This window comes from Enterobacter sp. 50588862 (assembly GCF_001462935.1).
Taxonomy (GTDB): Bacteria; Pseudomonadota; Gammaproteobacteria; order Enterobacterales; family Enterobacteriaceae; genus Enterobacter; species Enterobacter bugandensis.
Window position 1 is genome coordinate 153,745 of record NZ_LNHM01000028.1, and the last position, 19,397, is coordinate 173,141.

17 protein-coding genes and 1 pseudogene are annotated in these 19,397 nt (G+C 55.6%); 16 read left to right on the plus strand and 2 right to left on the minus strand.

The window, feature by feature from the left end:
- The first annotated feature begins 13 nt into the window (after window positions 1-13).
- Window positions 14-637 carry a helix-turn-helix domain-containing protein gene (locus APT89_RS13615; protein WP_028012518.1) on the plus strand — a complete coding sequence of 208 codons (624 nt, stop codon included), beginning with the start codon at window positions 14-16 and terminating at the stop codon, window positions 635-637.
- On the opposite strand, the gene APT89_RS13620 is transcribed toward APT89_RS13615, so the two are convergent.
- Window positions 638-1,276, minus strand: coding sequence for a hypothetical protein (locus APT89_RS13620; protein WP_041910666.1), 639 nt, complete (start codon window positions 1,274-1,276; stop codon window positions 638-640). It lies immediately after the preceding gene.
- The gene (locus APT89_RS13625; protein WP_041910665.1) at window positions 1,276-2,841 is read right to left on the minus strand and encodes an ExeA family protein; all 1,566 of its coding nucleotides are present in this window, start codon (window positions 2,839-2,841) and stop codon (window positions 1,276-1,278) included. Before APT89_RS13625 ends, APT89_RS13620 begins: the two co-directional genes overlap by 1 nt.
- A gap of 301 nt (window positions 2,842-3,142) precedes the next feature.
- Between APT89_RS13625 and gspC the strand changes: the two genes are divergently transcribed.
- The 15 genes and pseudogenes from gspC to APT89_RS13705 all read left to right on the plus strand — a co-directional run bounded on the left by gspC (window position 3,143) and on the right by APT89_RS13705 (window position 19,371).
- Window positions 3,143-3,874, plus strand: a complete 732-nt coding sequence (gene gspC / locus APT89_RS13630) for a type II secretion system protein GspC (RefSeq protein ID WP_041910664.1) — start codon at window positions 3,143-3,145, stop codon at window positions 3,872-3,874.
- 13 nt (window positions 3,875-3,887) lie between these two features.
- Window positions 3,888-5,822 carry a type II secretion system secretin GspD gene (gene gspD / locus APT89_RS13635; RefSeq protein ID WP_041910663.1) on the plus strand — a complete coding sequence of 645 codons (1,935 nt, stop codon included), beginning with the start codon at window positions 3,888-3,890 and terminating at the stop codon, window positions 5,820-5,822.
- Between the two features lie 14 nt (window positions 5,823-5,836).
- A complete protein-coding gene (gene gspE, locus APT89_RS13640) occupies window positions 5,837-7,315 on the plus strand; it encodes a type II secretion system ATPase GspE (protein WP_006809432.1) in 1,479 nt (492 codons plus the stop codon).
- Entirely contained in the window at window positions 7,315-8,523 is a 1,209-nt protein-coding gene (gene gspF / locus APT89_RS13645) for a type II secretion system inner membrane protein GspF (protein ID WP_041910662.1), read from the plus strand. The genes gspE and gspF overlap by 1 nt, the downstream gene beginning before the upstream one ends.
- Before the next feature lie 3 nt (window positions 8,524-8,526).
- Window positions 8,527-8,976 carry a type II secretion system major pseudopilin GspG gene (gspG, locus tag APT89_RS13650; RefSeq protein WP_028012525.1) on the plus strand — a complete coding sequence of 150 codons (450 nt, stop codon included), beginning with the start codon at window positions 8,527-8,529 and terminating at the stop codon, window positions 8,974-8,976.
- The gene (gene gspH / locus APT89_RS13655) at window positions 8,976-9,461 is read left to right on the plus strand and encodes a type II secretion system minor pseudopilin GspH (protein ID WP_060572693.1); all 486 of its coding nucleotides are present in this window, start codon (window positions 8,976-8,978) and stop codon (window positions 9,459-9,461) included. The genes gspG and gspH overlap by 1 nt, the downstream gene beginning before the upstream one ends.
- Window positions 9,454-9,828, plus strand: a pseudogene (gene gspI / locus APT89_RS13660) (type II secretion system minor pseudopilin GspI); the annotation flags it as partial. The gene gspH and the pseudogene gspI, both read left to right, overlap by 8 nt.
- A gap of 43 nt (window positions 9,829-9,871) precedes the next feature.
- Window positions 9,872-10,462: a type II secretion system minor pseudopilin GspJ gene (gene gspJ, locus APT89_RS13665; protein ID WP_060572695.1), complete on the plus strand. Its 591-nt coding sequence runs from the start codon at window positions 9,872-9,874 to the stop codon at window positions 10,460-10,462.
- A complete protein-coding gene (gene gspK / locus APT89_RS13670; RefSeq protein WP_060572697.1) occupies window positions 10,459-11,469 on the plus strand; it encodes a type II secretion system minor pseudopilin GspK in 1,011 nt (336 codons plus the stop codon). Before gspJ ends, gspK begins: the two co-directional genes overlap by 4 nt.
- Window positions 11,470-11,484: 15 nt before the next feature.
- Complete coding sequence (gene gspL / locus APT89_RS13675) at window positions 11,485-12,618, plus strand: type II secretion system protein GspL (protein WP_041910658.1); 1,134 nt, start codon at window positions 11,485-11,487, stop codon at window positions 12,616-12,618.
- Window positions 12,615-13,100: a type II secretion system protein GspM gene (gene gspM, locus APT89_RS13680; protein WP_041910657.1), complete on the plus strand. Its 486-nt coding sequence runs from the start codon at window positions 12,615-12,617 to the stop codon at window positions 13,098-13,100. The genes gspL and gspM overlap by 4 nt, the downstream gene beginning before the upstream one ends.
- On the plus strand, window positions 13,097-13,894 hold the full coding sequence (locus APT89_RS13685; RefSeq protein WP_041910656.1) for a prepilin peptidase: 798 nt from the start codon (window positions 13,097-13,099) through the stop codon (window positions 13,892-13,894). The genes gspM and APT89_RS13685 overlap by 4 nt, the downstream gene beginning before the upstream one ends.
- Before the next feature lie 253 nt (window positions 13,895-14,147).
- Complete coding sequence (locus tag APT89_RS13695) at window positions 14,148-16,859, plus strand: glycosyl hydrolase family 18 protein (protein WP_041910654.1); 2,712 nt, start codon at window positions 14,148-14,150, stop codon at window positions 16,857-16,859.
- A 107-nt stretch (window positions 16,860-16,966) separates the two neighbouring features.
- Window positions 16,967-17,407, plus strand: coding sequence for a type III secretion system invasion protein IagB (iagB, locus tag APT89_RS13700; RefSeq protein WP_041910653.1), 441 nt, complete (start codon window positions 16,967-16,969; stop codon window positions 17,405-17,407).
- A 131-nt stretch (window positions 17,408-17,538) separates the two neighbouring features.
- A complete protein-coding gene (locus APT89_RS13705; RefSeq protein WP_041910652.1) occupies window positions 17,539-19,371 on the plus strand; it encodes a chitinase in 1,833 nt (610 codons plus the stop codon).
- The last annotated feature ends 26 nt before the right edge of the window (window positions 19,372-19,397 follow it).

The window sequence follows — 19,397 nt, forward strand, 5'->3', positions numbered from 1 at the left end:
AATGGGTATAACAATGTTAAGCATTTACGGTAAAAAATTACGTCCACAACCTGAAATGGAAGCCATTATTTCTGCCACTGAAGGTTTTGAAGAGAAAACCTTAAAGAAATGGCAGAAAATTTCCACGGCTGACTCTCAGTATATTCATATTATCGTCAGCGGCGAAGTCGAATTCCGTCGTGAATCAGACGAACTCTGCATGTTTACCGTCACCGGACAGTGCGTGTTTGGCCTCTCCGCTATTTTCTATCAGTCAGCCCATATGTACGGCCTGGTCCGCGCAAACACCGTGGTACGCAGCATCAAAAAAGAGGCCTTCGCGCAGCTTATGACCGAGAAAAATCTGTGGCCTGAATTGACCAAAGTGCTCTCCTGGTACATCTGCCTGCTGAGCAAACGCGATGATGTTCTGGTCGCCCGTAGCGCCTATTCTGTGGTCCGCGAATTCCTCTACGAAATTAATGAGCTGATTGTTCACCAACAGCGCGATATTAATATCTATGACTATATTCAGGAATATACCAACCTGGCCCGCAGTACCATTATTAAAATCCTCTCCGACCTGAAAAAAGGTCAATATATTGTGGTGGAGAAAGGTCGTCTGCTTAACCTCACCACGCTGCCTGAAAAATATTAACTACTCCAGCCGGTCTCCTTTTTTACTCAAAGGAGACTGGACGTTATCGTTATGCAACAAACTGCTTTGCGATTGATCCTGCGTTTCGTCAACCGGCGGCGCGGGAATTTTGCCTTGAGAATAATCCTGCTCTTGTTCTTTTAACGCCTGCTTAAACAATTCGGCTAACGAAGCATCTTCACTTCCCGACGACGCGGTGGTGTTTTCGTGCGCCTCGGTTCCCGGCAGGGTATCGCGCGAGGTATCGTGCCCGGCATCCTGCGGCACGGTGCTGTCAGGGGCCTGCTGCCAGTCAGCATCATCTGTGCTTATCGGCAGATCCTGCATGGGCGGCATCTCTTCCCGTACCGGCGCCGGTTTAGGATGCGGATGCGGGAACGGTTTACTCACGTACACATAATGCATATCGGAAAGCTGCGTTTCCGGTTTAGCGACGCTCGCTTTTACCGGTTCAGGGGCCGGGTGGCGCAAATTCCAGTAAATATGCGCGTACAGCCCTGCCATGACCAGGGCGCACAAACCCAATACCCATAAAAAGGTATGACCGCAAATTTTTCTCAGGCTGGGGAGGCGGTACGAAAACCAGACCGCCTCTCCGGTGGTGTAGCTGCGCTGAGCCGCAAGACAGATGGTAGACATTAGGAATGCTTCTCCTGCGTGTTGGCGTCCGGTGTGGCATGCGTGGCCTGAATCAACACGCTCGGCGTGGTATGGGTTTCACGCATTAACTGCATCAGCGTATCTTCCCCAGGAATGCCATCCACATGCAGATGCATTTTTTGCTGGAACTCGCGGGTGCGTTTCATCATCTCAGCCGTCCAGGTCTGAGCATGGGTTTCAGGCTGGCCAAGAGCCAGACTCAGCGCCTGATCCAGCCAGCCCATGTCTTTCGCATCGCTGGCGGCGCTGATGGCATCTTTGCCTTCCGGCGTCAGGCGATGCAGCTGGGTAAAGTTACCGGTGGCATGCTGGTTAAACCAGCTGCGGCTCACCTGCCAGGTGCGGTTATTCATCAGCAGATCCATCGAGTCATCGCCTACGCGGGCGACAACAGCGTAGTTAAGGTGGTTACCGGTTTTGAGTTCACTGACCCACGGATAACCCTCCTGTGCCAGCGTATCCGGTGACGCGTTGCCCTGTTTACACATCAGATTGACCTTCCCGGCGTTCTGACACAGCGCATCATCCGCGGAGGCGTCATACCCCCACATCAGGTACAGCTGGTGCATCGCATCCGGCTGATTAACCACTTCATTGTCGATAACCGGCACGACAGGCGCGTCGGCTTTTGACTTCTGCTGTTTCCAGCTCGCCGGTACGGGAAGCTGAATCGGCAGTTTTGCATTGATTGAGGCGGTTAAATACCATCCGCAGGCGGCGAACAGAACCGAGGCGAACAATCCCACGGTCGCCAGGCGCTTACCGTGTTTTTTTGCCGGGAGGATCTCGCCTGCCGCCAGGCGTAAATGACGCGGGCTGACCTGCGCTGCACGTTCGGTCCAGGCCGCGAGCATTGACAGGTGCGCCAGTTCATTCAGTTTGCTGATGTTGCCTTTGGTCAGCGCGTGCATCTTGCGCACGCGCGCCGGGGTTAGCGGCGAATTCTCGCACCCGTGTTCTTCACACTGCGCCTGCACATAGCTGAGAAATTCCCGGCAGGTCAGGGGACGCAATGTATGACGGGTATGGGCATATTCGCGAAGTTCAGATGGGTGTAAGAGGGCGGCTTCCTGCTCCGCGCTGCCCATCAGCACGATGGACAGACGGAACTCCAGCTCCTGAGCACGCGTAAGCAACATTCCCAGCACCTCACGGCAGGTCTCCTTCATCGCTTCCGCGTGACGGATGACCAGGGTTTTGCTGCGGTTTTTTCCGCCCTGCCATTGATGCAGCACGGCATCCACCGCCTGAATGCGGCTCTTGCTCTCTTTCGTTCCTGGGTTGAGCTTGTACAGCAGGCTACTGGCACTCAGCTTAGGAAACGCGTTGATGGCAATGGCGCCAGGAAGGCTGGCCTTCAGCGCATCGCTGAAGTGGCCCAGCAGCGGTGCGTCGTTGCAAAAGAGCCCGATAATTCCCGCCACCTGGCTTTTCTCTTTCAGCAGGTTGAATACGTCCTGATGATAAGGCACCAGAAAATCGCCGGAGAAACCCATGATTGTTCTGAATGGCGGTTGTTTAAATTTAAAGTGGCTCTGATACATAACGACTTACCGTCTCTGATTAGGAATAGCAACAGGTCGAGAAAGTAAAGCAACGCCACAGGGTGGTCAATTTGCGCACAGGGTAAAAATATCCAGTTGCAATGACCTAACATCCCGATTTTATTTGGTCAATAGTTTTTTTTATTAAAGTTAATGGCGAAGTCGATGGTCGTATTTACGGCAGTTAATTACTATTTTTCGCACATATTGGCGCAGCCCGACGCTGCTTATTTCCGCTTTGCTAAAGGCCAGATGAAAAATGAGGTTCTCATTTCTGTCACGGTGGATAACGCCTTGTATTATGTTTGTGCTGTTAATTTTTTGCGGCCAGCAAGGCTATCTGACGTTTAAAGATTATAAAAAAGTTACGAATAAGTTGGCTAAGTCTGATGAACAGCCGCTGAAAAATCGTCGTGAAGAAAAGACATTTACTCTGTTCACGGCTGCGGTGCGTCAGGATAACTTACCGGCTGCCGCGAAAGCCCCGCTGGCAGCGGAAATTGAAGGAATTGTCAGCAGTGACGATGCCTGGCTCTCCTTTGCGGTGATTAAAACCCCGGCAGGCCAGCGCAGCTATCGTGAAGGCGAGCCGCTGACCGGTTTTAACGATGCTTTTATTCAGGAAATTAACAAAGACAATGTGGTGGTTAATTACGAAGGTGCTACGCAGGTACTGGCGTTAAATAAGCCTGACTATTTTAAGGGCGGCGTTGATAGCGGCCCGGTAACCAAATCGACGAAAGATGCAGGCGCGGAAAGCGTGCATCTGGATGATTATCTGGTGTTAAAACCGGTAATCGAAAAAGGCCAACTGGAAGGCTACAACATCAATCCAAGGAATGCCTCAGCGTTCTTCAGCCATTCCGGGCTGGAAAAAGGCGACGTGGCTGTGAAAGTCAACTCTGTCGATATGACCGATGAAGCAAAGGCAAAAAGTATTATTGCCAACTGGTCGAAAATGAAAGAAGCGGAGGTCGTCGTCAGACGTCACGCTCACCTTGAAAATATTCGGGTTAATGTTCTAAACAACTAACAAGTGTACAGACATGAAGAAATTTCCTTGGGCGTGCGTGGCGCTGACCGCATTGTCGTTATATTCCAGTTCGCTGCTTGCAGCCAACTTTAGCGCGAGCTTTAAAAATACCGATATCCGCGAGTTTATCGATACGGTAGGCCGCAATCTTAACAAAACCATTCTCGTCGACCCGTCCGTTCAGGGTACGGTGTCGGTCAGAACCTATAACGTGCTGACGGAAGATGAGTATTACCAGTTCTTCCTGAGCGTGCTGGACCTGTACGGTCTGTCGGTGATCCCGATGGACAACGGCATGGTCAAAGTGGTGCGCTCAAGCGTAGCCCGCACCGCCGGGGCCCCGCTGGCAGACAGCAAAAATCCGGGCAAAGGCGATGAGATCATCACCCGCGTCGTGCGCATGGAAAACGTGCCGGTGCGTGAGCTGGCGCCGCTGCTGCGCCAGCTGAACGATGCCACCGGTATCGGTAACGTGGTGCATTTTGAGCCGTCGAACGTCCTGCTGTTAACCGGGAAAGCCTCGGTGGTGAATCGCCTGGTGGATCTGGTGCAGCGCGTCGACAGAGACGGCATTCAGCGTCGCGAAATCGTGCCGCTGCGCTTTGCGTCCGCCAAAGAGCTCTCCGACATGTTGAACAACCTCAACAACGAAGAGCAGAAGGGGCAGAACGCGCCGCAGCTCGCCACCAAGGTGGTAGCGGATGACGAGACCAACAGCCTGGTGATCAGCGGTTCGGAAGATGCGCGCATGCGTACCCGCTCTCTGATCCATCAGCTGGATCGCGAGCAGAACAACGAGGGGAATACCCGCGTCTTCTACCTCAAATATGCCAGCGCCACGAAGGTGGTGCCGGTGCTGACCGGGATTGGCGAACAGCTGAAGGACAAGCCGGGTGTCGCAAAAGCGAAAACCGCGAGCGCCTCGACGGATCTGAATATTACCGCCGACGAATCAACCAACTCGCTGGTGATCACCGCGCAGCCTAACGTGATGAACTCGCTTGAGAAAGTGATCGACAAGCTCGACATCCGCCGTCCGCAGGTGCTGGTGGAAGCGATCATTGCTGAAGTGCAGGACGGTAACGGCCTGGATCTCGGCGTGCAGTGGACCAGCAAGCACGGCGGCGTGCAGTTCGGCTCAACCGGCCTGCCTATCAGCCAGATTAAAAACGGCACCATGAAGGGGGCAAGCTTTACCGGCCTGGCGACCGGTTTCTTCAACGGCGACTTCGGCGCCCTGATGACCGCGCTCTCCACCGACGGTAAAAACGACATTCTCTCCACGCCGAGCGTAGTCACGCTGGATAACAAAGAAGCGTCGTTTAACGTGGGCCAGGACGTGCCGGTCCTTGCCGGTTCGCAGACCACCAGCGGCGACAACGTCTTCAATTCCGTTGAGCGTAAGACCGTCGGTACCAAGCTGAAAATTGTGCCGCAGATTAACGACGGTGACATGATCCACCTGAAGATTGAGCAGGAAGTCTCCAGCGTAGACAACAGCGCGACGGAAGACGCCAGCCTCGGCCCGACCTTCAACACTCGCACCATTAATAACGAAGTGATGGTCCACAGTGGCCAGACGGTGGTGCTCGGCGGCCTGATGGAAAACGTCACCAAGCAGTCGGTTTCCAAAGTGCCGCTGCTCGGCGATATCCCGCTGGTGGGCCAGCTGTTCCGCTACACCTCGCAGGACACGTCGAAACGCAACCTGATGGTGTTTATCCATACCACCGTCCTGCGTGACGACGACAACTACAGTGCCGCGTCGAAAGAGAAATATGACCAGATCCGCGTTCGCCAGATGCAGCGCGTGGAGGAGAAAAAGCTCGGCATTATTGAGCCAGCGGATAACGCCATTCTGCCCGCGTTTCCGTCTGCCGACACTAAGACGGCCACCCATGCCGCACCGGTGAAAACCAGCGCGACACGCAATCCGTTTAAAGAGTAAGGCGGAGGGGCAACGTGGACGAACTGAGTAAAACACTGTGTAGCAGCAGCTACGCAAAAGATAACGGCGTTTTATTTTATAACAATGACGTCTATATCCGTGATGACACCCCGGCATTTGCACTGCTGGAAGTGCGCCGGGTGCTGGGACGCGCGTTCGTCCCGGTCACCCTCACGCCGGAAGCGTTTGACGAGATGCTGGCCAAAATCTGGCAGCAGAGCAGCGGCGTCTCGCAGCAGCTGGTGGACGATATGGACGCCGATATCGACCTGATGGCGTTAACCGAGGAGATCCCGGATAACGAAGATCTGCTCGATAACGACGAAAACTCGCCGGTAATCCGCCTGATCAACGCCATTCTCGGCGAGGCGGTGAAGGACGGCGCGTCGGATATTCATATCGAAACCTTCGAGCGCACGCTGAGCATTCGCTTCCGCGTTGACGGCGTGCTGCGCCCGGTGCTGCAGCCTGCGCGCAAGCTCGCGCCGCTGCTGGTATCGCGCATCAAGGTCATGTCAAAACTCGACATCGCCGAGAAGCGCCTGCCGCAGGATGGCCGTATCTCCCTGCGCATTGGTCGCAAGGCGATCGACGTGCGCGTCTCGACCATTCCGTCCCAGTACGGCGAGCGCGTGGTGATGCGTCTGCTCGATAAAAGCAATCTTAAGCCTGACATCAACAAGCTGGGCCTGATTGATGAAGAGCTGGAGAAGCTGAAAGGGCTGATTGACCGTCCGCACGGCATTATCCTGGTCACCGGGCCGACAGGCTCCGGTAAAAGTACCACCCTGTACGCCATTCTTTCGGCGCTGAACGGTCACGAACGCAACATTCTGACCGTTGAAGACCCGATTGAATACGAGCTGGAAGGGGTGGGGCAGACGCAGGTTAACCCGCGCGTGGACATGACCTTTGCCCGCGGGCTGCGCGCCATTCTGCGTCAGGACCCGGACGTGGTGATGATCGGGGAAATTCGTGACGGTGAGACCGCGCAAATTGCGGTGCAGGCGTCGCTTACCGGTCACCTGGTCATGTCTACGCTGCACACCAACAGCGCCGCAGGGGCGATAACTCGCCTGCGGGATATGGGGCTGGAATCCTTTTTAATCGGTTCATCGTTGCTCGGTGTCATTGCCCAGCGTCTGGTGCGTCGGCTGTGTACGCACTGCCGGACCACCAGTCCGCTGGATGCCAATGAAAAAGCGCTGTTCAGCTTTATGGACGCGCCGCCAAAAGCAATCTACCGCGCGGTGGGCTGTGAACACTGCCGCCAGAGCGGCTATCAGGGCCGGGCCGGTATTCATGAGTTCCTGGTGGTGGACAGCACCATGCGCCGCGCCATTCATGAAGATAAGGACGAAATGTCTATCGAGACGCAGCTCTTTAAGCAGGCTTACAGCCTGCGTGAAAACGGGCTGCTGAAGGTGATTAGCGGCGTGACCTCGCTGGAAGAGGTGATGCGCGTCACCGCCGAGCGTGGGGGGGATGCGTAATGGCCTTCTACGCCTGGACCGCAACGGACGGCGCGGGGAAAACCCAGCGCGGCACGCTGCAGGCCGAGGGGAAAAAGCAGGTTCGCCAGTGGCTTCGCGAGCAAAAGCTGATGCCCGTCAGCATCAACGAAACCCGTGAGGCGGCGGCGTCCGGTAAAGCGAAAACCGGCGCAAAGCTCTCCACGCCGGTGCTGTCGATGTTTACCCGCCAGCTTTCGACGCTGGTCAACGCCGCGCTGCCGCTGGAAAGCGCCCTGAAGGCTATCTCGAAGCAGACGGAGGACAAAAAGCTGGCGGCGATGGTGGTGGAGATCCGCGAGAAAGTAGTGGAAGGCCACACGCTGTTCGACGCGTTTAGCCAGTTCCCGCGCACCTTCGACAAGCTCTACTGCACCCTGGTGATGGCCGGCGAAAAAACCGGCCACCTGGGCGACGTGCTGGAGAAGCTGGCGGAGTACAACGAGCAGCGCCAGAAGATGAAAAGCAAGCTGACGCAGGCGATGGTCTACCCGATTACCCTGACCGTGGTCGCCATCGCGGTCATCAGCATTCTGCTGGTGGCGGTGGTGCCGCAGGTGATCGAGCAGTTCACCCACATGAAGCAGCAGCTGCCGATCACCACCAGCACGCTGATTGCGGTGAGTGATTTTCTGCAGGCGTACGGGATCTACATCGTAGGGATCCTCGGCGGCGGGTTTGTCGGCTTTAAGACCTGGCTGAGAAACGCCAAAAACCGTTTTCGCTGGCACAGCTGGCTGGTGAACGGCTCGCCGATTAAAAAGCTGGTGTGCGCTATCAACAGCGCCCGCTACATCCGTACCCTGAGCATTTTGCAGGCCAGCAGCGTGCCGCTGCTGGAGGGGATGTATATCGCGATGGACGGTATCGAAAACCTCTATGCCCGGCAGGTGCTGGAGCAGGCGGCGGATACCGTGCGCCAGGGGGCATCGCTCTATGCCGCGCTGGAACAGGCGAAATTATTCCCGCCAACCATGCTGTATATGATTGCCTCCGGCGAAGAGAGCGGAGAATTAGGCAATTTAATGGACCGCGCGGCGGAAAACCAGGAATCGGCATTGCAGCATCGAATTACATTAACGCTGTCGGTATTTGAACCGGCGCTGGTGGTATCCATGGCGACGATTGTTTTATTCATCGTGCTGTCAATATTACAACCGCTTCTGCAACTTAATAATATGGTAGGTTAAATCATGGCTTTAAAACGTAAAAACCTGGCGCGTCAGGCGGGTTTCACCTTGCTCGAATTAATGGTGGTCATTGTTATTCTCGGCGTACTGGCGAGCATGGTGGTGCCAAACTTAATGGGCAATAAAGAAAAAGCAGATACGCAAAAAGCAACCAGCGATATTGTCGCGCTCGAAGGTTCGCTGGATATGTATAAGCTGGATAACCACCGCTACCCGACAACCGAGCAGGGTTTACAGGCGCTGGTAACCAAGCCTGAAATCGCGCCAATCCCGAACGGCTACCGTGCTGATGGCTATATCCGTCGCCTGCCGCAGGACCCGTGGGGCGGAGATTATATTCTGGTTAGCCCGGGCGAACACGGCGCGGTCGACGTCTTCTCCGCCGGTCCGGACGGTGAAGCCAATACCGCCGATGATATTACGAACTGGTCTCTGGATAAGAAAGAGAAATAATGAATAAACAACGCGGCTTTACGTTGCTGGAAATTATTCTGGCGCTGGTGATATTTGCCAGCTGCGCCATGATGGTGGTGTCAACAATACCTTCACGCAGCGGTGCGGATATATTTGGCCAGCAATTAAAAGCCCTCGTTGATTATGGTTCAGACCGTGCGGTGATGGACGGAAATATCGTCGGGCTGGTCATCACGACGGATAATTATCAGCTGGTGACGCTCGAGGATAAAAACGGCGAACGTCACTGGGTGCCGTTATCCGCCGGGCGTATTACCACCAAAGGCGATTTCCCGGAAGAGATGCACGTTTCGCTTTCGCCCCAGCGCCTTGCCGCCACGGTAAGCGCCGATCCGCAGGTGCTCTTTTTACCGTACGGCGAAATCAGCCGCTTCACGCTGACGCTGCAAAGCTATGACAAACAGCACCATTTCCGCGTGGTGTCGCAAGGCGCTGCGCCTGTATCGGTAGAGAACGATGGCTAACGGCAAAAAGCAAAAGGGGATGACGCTGCTGGAGGTGATGGTCGCGCTGGTGATCTTCTCCACCGCCGCGCTGGCGCTGATGAATTCGGTCTCCCTGAACGTGCGTTTCACTCACGGCCTGGCCGACACGCTGCAGGCCAGCTGGGTGGCGGAAAATCAGCTGGCGGAAGCGCAGCTCACGAAAACCGACTTCCCGGACGCCGAGACGCAGGGGACGGAAATCATGGGCGGGCGCAGCTGGAACTGGCGCAAGCAGCGGGTGAAAACCGCCGACAACGGCTGGGCGAACGCCATTCGCGTCTACGCGGAAGGGGACGACAGCCAGCCGGTTATCGCTTTGCAAATCGTTCCGCCGGGAGAGAGCAAGGGAAAAAACGCGACGCCAGCGCGGGTTTACCCTGCTGGAGATCATGATTGCCCTGACCATTTTCGCGGTGATCAGCACCCTGGCCTGGCAAATTCTGGACGGCGCAATGCGCACCAGTTCGGCAACCGACGCCAGCGCCGCGAAGCTCAATCAGCTGCAGCGGGCCTGGAATCTGATGGAGCGCGATTTCTACCAGCTGCAGGCGCGCGCCCCGCGTAACGAGCCGGATCTGTTTCGTCAGGTGGATGATGCGCTTGAGCTGACCATGCTGAATGGCGTGAGCGGAACGATCCAGCTGGAGCGTGTGCGCTGGCGCCTGGAAGAGGGGCGTCTGTATCGCGACGTCTGGCCGGTGATTGATGGCCCGGTGGACGCGAAGCCCGATGAAGTGCCGATTGTCAGTGAGGTGAAATCGCTGCAGTGGCGTTTTTACCGTCAGGGCTGGCAGAAAAGCTGGAGCGACCCGGCGCATCTGCCGGACGGCGTGGAGCTGACGCTGACCATGGAAAACGGCGATACCTGGCGCTGGGTCTTTACGACCCCGGGCGATATGCCTGAAGCGGCGGCGCAAGCGCCCGCCGCTGCGCCAGAGACCGCGCCTGCGCCGTTGCCGGCACCGGAAGCAAAATCATGAGTGCATTACGTAAACAGAAAGGGGTAGCGCTGCTGGTGGTGCTGATCCTGCTGGTCATGATGTCGGCGCTGGCCGCCAAAATTAGCCAGCAGTTCTGTCGCAATCTGCAGAAAACCCATTATCAGGTCAGCCAGCAGCAGTTGCGCTGGGCGATGCAGGCGCAGGAGAAGGTGGTGAAGGACCGCCTGCAGACCGACGCCACCGGTGAAAACAAGGCTCTGAACCTGGACGGCGACTGGCACCAGCCGCTGGAGACGCGGGGCGAAGATTACACGGTGGTCAGCCAGGTGGAAGACGCGCAGGACTGCTTTAACGTCAATAACCTGCTGGCCGCAGAGAAAATACCACAGGGGCAAAACGCGCCCGCCGTGCCGGAAAAACCGCGCAACGAGCAGATTGTCGAACAGATCCTGACGGAAAGCGGCATCAGCCACACTACGGCAGAAGAGGTGTATCAACAGCTGGTGGACTATCTCGATGGCGACGCGACGACGGCCAAAGACGGTGCAGAGAGCGATGCCTGGGCGGGCGTCTTGCCCGCCCGACAGCCCGCGAACCAGATGATGCGCACCATTGCGGAGATCAAACAGCTGCCCGCGTTCCCGGTAGCGGCATACCCGAAGGTGAGCAAGCTGCTCTGCGCGCTGCCGAACTCTGCCAGCAAGGTGGATGTGAACACCCTGAAACCGGAACAGGCCGCCTTACTGGCCGCGCTGTTCCCCGGAAAATTAACGGAAGATGATGCCGTTCGCCTGATTGATTCGCGTCCAGAAACCGGCTGGGAAAATATGGAAACCTTCAGCAAAGCGCTGGAGCAGACCTTCCCGCAGTTGAAAGACGATCTCCCACAGGTGGCTGAGCTTCTCTCCATCAGCAGCCGGTATTTCCGCGTGAACTATACCGGCAATACCGATGAATTAACGCTTCGCGTGGTTAGCCAGCTTCAGGTCAATAACGAGGCCGGTGAGATCGTGACGTGGCAACGTCGTTACCGAATGATTGAATAAGAAAAGTAGATCGCTATGAAACAGGTACTTTTTGTTCGTCCCGATAACCGCGAGGGCGGGAAAATAATGGGGTGTGTCTCCGGCAGCCAGCAGGTTGAGACGCTGGAGAGCCTGGACGCGCTGGCGGACCATCCACTGGCGGCCCGTGTTTGTCTGCTGCTGCCCGCCAGCAGCATGATCTTCCGCCATTTTACGCTGCCGAAGAAAGTCGCCTCTCAGGCGACGGCATTCTCGTGGATGGCCGAGGAGACGCTGATTGGCGAGGTGGATAATCTTCACTGGACGGTGCTTCACAAAAAGGGTGCCGAAGTCGATGCGGTGGCGATTGATGCCGAACTGCTGCGCGTGTGGTTAAACCGCTGTCAGGAGGCGGGGTTAAAAGTGATCCAGGTGCTGCCGGATGCCTGGCTGCTGCCGGTGACGGCTGGCGGAAGTACTCTTGTCGCTCAGGACGACGGCTACTGGCTACGTTTATCACCGCATGTTGCCAGCGAAATGGAAGCGAGCCTGCTGCCGCTTCTGATGCAGAAGGCCGGAGAGGGGGAGGTGTGCTGTTACGGCGAAGCGCCTGCTGGTGTGGACGTCGACATTGCCCAGCCCTGGCAGCATCCGCTGGTGCTGATCCAGACGCAGTGGCAGGCCTGTCGCGTGAATCTGCTTCACGGTGAATTCAGCCTTAAGGCCGGTAACGGGCGCGTCGCGAAAAGCATGAAAGCCGCAGTAGCGATTGCGGGCCTGCTGTCCGTTGGCCTGCTGCTGGGGCCGCGCATTGCAATGGCCTGGATGCTGGTGCAGCAGGAAAACCAGATACAGGAGGAGATCCTCCAGGTGTATAAGCACCATTTCCCCAGCATGCGTCACCAGACCAATATCAAATATCACTTTGGTCAGAACGTCAAAAAACAGAGTAAGGGGATCTTCCTTCAGCTGGACGAGCTGGCGGCCGCCCGGCAGTCAGTGCCTGCGATGGAAATCGATCTGCTGGAATACGATGCGCAGCAAAACACGCTGACGCTGAGCGTCAGCGCGCAAAACCAGCCCGCGTTGCAGGCGTTTGTTAATCAGACCCGTGAGAATTTCGATTTTACCTTACAGCCTGTTTCAACCACCGAACCCTATACCGCCATGATCGCAGGGAAACATAAATGAAAGAGCGAATCGCGCAGCTGAAAACACGCTACCAGAACTACAGCGCCCGGGAGAAAGTTATTTTAAAACTCTGCATCGTTGCCCTGCTTGGGGCCGCGGTGTATTACGCAGGAGTCATCCCTTTGGATAATATGATTCAAAATAGTAAATCGACGCTTAAAAGACAAAAAGAGACGCTTAACTGGATGCGTAATGAAATTGATAAAAATCATCTTCAGGTTCAGTTAGTCAAAACGGATAATCCACGCACGGTGGTCGAGAAAAGCGCCCATGAAATTAACCTGTCGCTGGCGGACGTGCGCCAGGAGGGACAAACTTTATCGTTTGTGGTTAATCGGGTAAATGTTTATGAATTAAAAAACTGGCTGCGCGAAATTAATCAAACCTCCGGCGTCAGATTGCAAAAAATAAACCTCACGCCGGTTGACCATCTCAGCGATGTAAAAGCGCAGGTGCAGCTCACCTGGGCAAAAAACGCATGAATACCTTCTCGCTGATCCGGGAGGCCTGCCCGGTTAGTTTTCCGATAATGAGTGCGATCCTGGGCGGGATTATGGGCAGTTTTCTTGGCGTTGTTGCCGAGCGCCTGCCGGGGATCGTGATGGATGAAGAGGGAAGCGGCAATCTGCTCTTTCCTGCCTCGCACTGTCCGGTGTGCCAGCACACGCTTGCTGCATGGGAAAATATCCCCCTGGTCAGCTGGCTGTTATTACGGGGACGCTGCCACCAGTGCGGCACGACCATCCCGCTGCGGTTATTTTTGATCGAATTTTTCTCGGCGCTGTTTTTTGGCGTTACGGCCTGGTGCATGCCGGACGTTCAGGGGTTGTTTTCGCTGTGGTTATTCGCGCTGTTTTTACTGCCTCTGGCGATGATCGACTGGCAGCATCAGCTTCTCCCGGACTGCCTGACCCAACCGCTGTTGTGGGCAGGTCTCTTACTCCATGCATTTGACCACAGATTGCCGTTGCAGGACGCGCTGTTCGGTGCGGTAGCGGGCTATCTGTCGCTCTGGCTGCTCTACTGGGCCTTTCGCCTGCTGACCGGGCGGGAAGGGCTGGGCTACGGCGATTTTAAGCTGCTGGCGGCCTTAGGCGCCTGGTGCGGCTGGCAGGCGCTGCCTTCAATTGAACTTGCCGCAGCGTTGAGCGGTATCGCGGGCTATTTCGCGTTAAATAATTTAAATAAAAATAACCTCACTATTTCTTTCGGACCCTATCTGTCATTTGCTGGAATAGTCGTGTTTATTGGACAGCAGTTTGCTTTCATATTTTAAATATACAGGTCAAGTTTTTTTATAAGTTTTTTTGACGGTGGAAGAGAAGGATGTCTCTTTGCGCTCAGTGTATCGTAAAAGATATAAGCTACACGGAATTTGGGCTTGTATCTTTTTATGGAGGAATACAACGCAGCAAAACTTTTTTTCACGGTTGTCAGGTTGGTTTAATACGCATTATGCAAAACAAATCCATGTTCTCAAGGAAGGCATGGTTTATTAACGTTACGAATAAATTTATCAGGAAATAAAAATGAAATTTATGAAGCCTAAATATCTGGCGCTCTTTATTGCAGCGGCTACCAGCTCTGCATTTGCAGCGGCGCCAGGCACTCCGTCTATTAGCAGCGGCAATGATAAATTTGCGCTTGTAGAAGTCGATCAGGCGGCACAGGACTATAACAGCCTCGTTAAAGTTCACCCTGACGGTGTGGATGTGAAGGTTGAGTGGAACGTCTGGAGCGGCGACGCGCCAACCTCTGCCAAAGTCTTGCTGGACGGCCAGACCGTCTGGTCCGGCGCGGGCAGCGCATCTGGCTCTGCGACCTTCAAAGTGAAAAAAGGCGGACGCTACCAGGAGCAAGTGGAACTCTGTAATGCCAGCGGCTGCACCAAAAGCGCCAGCAAGCTGATTATCGTTGCGGACACCGACGGTAGCCACCTGCTGCCGCTGAACGCGCCGATGCAGGAAAACAACAAAACCTTCGCGCAGCATACCGATAAAGTGGTCGGCGCCTACTTCCCTGAGTGGGGCGTGTATGGCCGCAACTTCCCGGTGGATAAAATCCCTGCGGCTAACCTGAACCACATTCTGTACGGCTTCATTCCCATCTGCGGCGGCGACGGTATCAACGACAGCCTGAAATCCATTGAGGGCGGCAACAGCTTTGAAGCCCTGAAACGCGCCTGTAACGGCCGTCAGGACTACACTGTGGCTATCCACGACCCCTGGGCTGCTCTGCAAAAACCGCAGGCCGGTGTCTCCGGATGGGATGACCCGTACAAAGGTAACTTTGGTCAACTGATGGCGCTGAAAAAAGCCCACCCGGGCCTGAAGGTACTGCCGTCTATCGGCGGCTGGACCCTGTCAGACCCGTTCTATCAGATGAACGATCCGGCCATTCGCGCACGCTTCGTCTCCTCCGTGAAAGAGTTCCTGCAGACCTGGAAGTTCTTTGACGGCGTGGATATCGACTGGGAATTCCCGGGCGGCGGCGGTGAGAACGCAGCATTGGGTAACCCGCAGCAGGATAAGGCAACCTACACTGCGCTGATGCACGACCTGCGCGCAATGATGGATGAGCTTTCTGCACAAACCGGCCGTACCTACGAACTGACCACGGCGATTGGTTCCGGTAAAGATAAGATTGAAGATGTGGACTACACCACGGCACAGCAGTATCTCGATCATATCTTCCTGATGAGCTACGACTTCTACGGCGCGTGGAGCAACACGGTTCTGGGCCATCAGGCGGCGCTGCACGCGCCGGCATGGCGTCCTGACACGGACTACACCACCGAAAACGGCGTGAACGCGCTGCTGCAGCAGGGCGTACAGCCTGGCAAAATTGTGGTGGGTGCGGGCATGTACGGTCGCGGCTGGACCGGCGTACACGGCCAGACGGGCAACAATCCGTTCACCGGTACCGCAACGGGTCCGGTGAAAGGTACCTGGGAACCGGGCGTGGTGGATTACCGTCAAATTGTGAACGAGTACAAAGGCAAGCCAGGCTGGGAATACGGTTATGACGCTGACGCAGAAGCGCCTTACGTCTTCAACAAGTCAACCGGCGACCTGATCTCTTACGAGGATGCGCGCTCCGCTGCGGCAAAAGGCAAATACGTTCTGGCCAACCACCTGGGCGGTCTGTTCTCCTGGTCTATTGACTCTGACAACGGCGACATTCTGAATGCGATGAACGAAAGCCTGCTGGGCGGCTCGACTCCGGTTGAACCGGTGGTCACTAACCACGCGCCAATCGCGTCATCTGCCGATCAGAACGTCTCTGGCCCGGCAACCGTCACGCTTGATGGCTCTGCTTCCAGCGATCCAGACGGCGATGCGATCACCTACAAATGGACCCAGATCTCTGGTCCATCGGTGGCCCTCACCAACAGCACCAAAGCGAAAGCAACCTTCAACGTTGCGGCAGCGACCAGCGACCAGACCATGGCGTTCCGCCTGACGGTAACGGATGCAAAAGGGCTTAGCAACGCGATTGACGTGCAGGTTGTGAACAAAGCGCCGAAAGCGAACCAGGCACCCGTGGTGAACGCCATGGAAGCGGTGACGCTGCAGGCCGGTGAAACCTACGCTCTGCACGCGCAGGCTGCCGATCCAGACGGTGATGCTCTGACTTACGCCTGGAGCGTTCCGGCGGATATGCACGCGACCGGTACTGATACCGCGAACGTGACCATCACTGCGCCAGAAGTGACCGCAACCTCTACCTACACCCTGAGCGTAGTGGTAGGCGACGGTAAAACCAGCGTGCAGTCTAACGTACAGGTGACAGTGAATCCGAAACCGGCTGACGTTACGCCACCGGCTGATGAGGTTACCCCACCTTCTGACGAGGTTACCCCTCCGGCTGATGACGTGACTCCGCCATCCGAGGAAGGCACTGCAACCGGTAGCTGCGACGCGCCTGTCGATGCTAACGCCAGCAAATATGCCGCGTGGGATGCCAGCAAAATCTACAACAATGGCGATACCGTAAGCTTCGATCATCTGGTGTGGAAAGCGAAGTACTGGACCCAGGGCAACCAGCCTGGCTTCGGTGTGGATGCGTGGGAGCTGGTCAGCAACGTGAAGATGAACTGGCGTTCTGACCTCGTTTATAACGGCGGCGAAACCACCACCTACCAGGGCAACGTATACCGTGCCAAATGGTGGACACGTGGTGATAACCCGGCTAACAGCGATGTCTGGGTGAAAGAAGGTCCATCAACCGACTGCAAATAATCTGGTCCGGTAAACACTCACCATCCCCGACGGGGTGGTGAGTGATTCAAAATTCATTTTACAGGATGTTGCTAAGGAGAAATAACCGACGCTTACAGCAGGTGAAAATGAAAAAGTTAATGTTGTTGTTATTGATAATAAGCCAAAGCGCACTGGCAAACTGTTGGGACAGAGCCGCACATTATTATCATGTCGATCCTTATTTATTGTATGCCATAGCCAACGTTGAATCCGGTATGAATCCGTATGCGGTTGGGCAAAATCATGACGGCACGCGTGATGTCGGGCTAATGCAAATTAATAGCACTCACTTTACTGCGCTGGAAAGGCAAGGAATTGACGAATACCGGCTGATGACCGAGCCCTGCACCTCCATTATGGTCGGCGCTTCCATCTTGTCCGGGATGATTAAGGTGTACGGATATAACTGGGAAGCGGTAGGTGCCTATAACGCCGGATTGAAAAAAGAGAACTATCCGCAGCGGATGAAATATGCCCATAAAGTTTGGGCGAAATATCAGCAGTTGAAATTAGCTGCACGCTATTAAAGTTTTTTATTTTTGAAGAGTTCCTCAGGGTGTTCTTCGAAAAGTGAAAACAGCTGTCTATGGTTTATTTATTAATGGATTAATACATAAGCCGGGATTTAACTTTAACTTTAATTAACAGGAATACTGAAATGAATAAAAGGACGTTACTGAGTGTACTCGTTGCCGGCGCATGCGTAGCACCTTTTATGGCGCAGGCTGCCTCTTTGCAGGCGACCACCGGCGAGCCGTACACCATGAAAGCCAGCGATCTGGCGAAGAAAGAGCAGGAGCTCACTAACTTCCCGCTGATGACCTCCGTTAAAGAGACGATTCAGACCCTTGATAACGCGCAGGTCGAAATGATTGAGCCAGGCCGTGCGGCGAACCCGGACAACGTTAAGCGCGTGGAAGGGATCGTGAAGGCCAGCGACTGGGATTATCTCTTCCCGCTGCGCGCTCAGGCCTATACCTACAGCAACTTCCTGAAAGCCGTAGGTAAATTCCCGGCGCTGTGTAAGACCTATAACGACGGTCGCGACAGCGATGCGATCTGCCGCAAAGAGCTGGCCACCATGTTTGCCCACTTTGCCCAGGAAACCGGCGGTCACGAAAGCTGGCGTCCGGAAGCCGAGTGGCGTCAGGCGCTGGTCCACGTGCGTGAAATGGGCTGGAGCGAAGGGCAGAAGGGCGGCTATAACGGCGAATGTGACCCGAAAGTATGGCAGGGCCAGACCTGGCCGTGCGGTAAGGATAAAGACGGCGACTTCCTGAGCTACTTCGGTCGCGGCGCGAAGCAGCTGTCCTACAACTACAACTACGGTCCGTTCTCCGAAGCAATGTACGGCGACGTGCGTACCCTGCTGGATAAACCTGAGCTGGTGGCGGATACCTGGCTGAACCTGGCGAGCGCGATCTTCTTCTTCGCCTACCCGCAGCCGCCAAAACCAAGCATGCTGCAGGTTATCGACGGCACGTGGCAGCCGAACGATCATGATAAAGCCAACGGTCTGGTACCGGGCTTCGGCGTGACCACCCAGATCATCAACGGCGGCGTAGAGTGCGGCGGCCCGACTGAAATTGCTCAGTCTCAGAACCGTATCAAGTACTACAAAGAGTTCGCGAACTACCTGAAAGTGCCTGTTCCGGCCAATGAAGTGCTGGGCTGCGCCAACATGAAGCAGTTCGACGAATACGGTGCCGGCGCCCTGAAGATCTACTGGGAGCAGGACTGGGGATGGAGCGCGGATACGCCAGACGGTAAGACCTACTCGTGCCAGCTGGTGGGCTACCAGACGCCGTTCAGCGCGTTCAAAGACGGCGACTATACCAAGTGCGTGCAGAAGTTCTATAACGTCAATATCGTGAACGATGACGGCTCTGCCGTAACGCCGGACGAAACCCCGGTAACGCCAGCGCCAACGCCAACGCCTTCAGAAGATGAAACGCCGGCACCAGCTCCAGCGCCAACGCCGGATGAAACCCCGGCTGAACCTGTTGCGGTGAACCACGCGCCGGTTGCGCAGATTGCGGGTCCAATCGGTGCCGTTGAAGCGGGCGCGCAGGTGTCCCTGAGCGCGGAAGGCTCTACCGACGCGGACGGCAACAAGCTGACCTACACCTGGCGTTCTCAGGATGGTCAGACCGTGACCGGTGAAGACAAAGCGGTGGTGACCTTCAAGGCGCCTGAGTCCGCAACGGCGCAGCAGATTGAAATCAGCCTGACCGTCAGCGATGGCGAGCTGACCAATACCACCACTTACCTGCTGAACGTGAAAGCGAAAGCGGCAACGCCATCAGGTGACGAAGGTGCTTACCAGGCGTGGAGCGCGAACAGCAAGTACAACGCAGGTGATATCGTGAACAACCACGGTAAACTGTTCCAGTGCAAACCGTTCCCGTACAGCGGCTGGTGTAACAACTCCCCGGCATACTATGAACCAGGCGCAGGTCTGGCATGGGCTGATGCCTGGACGGCATTATAAACAGCAAACGGCAACCCTCGGGTTGC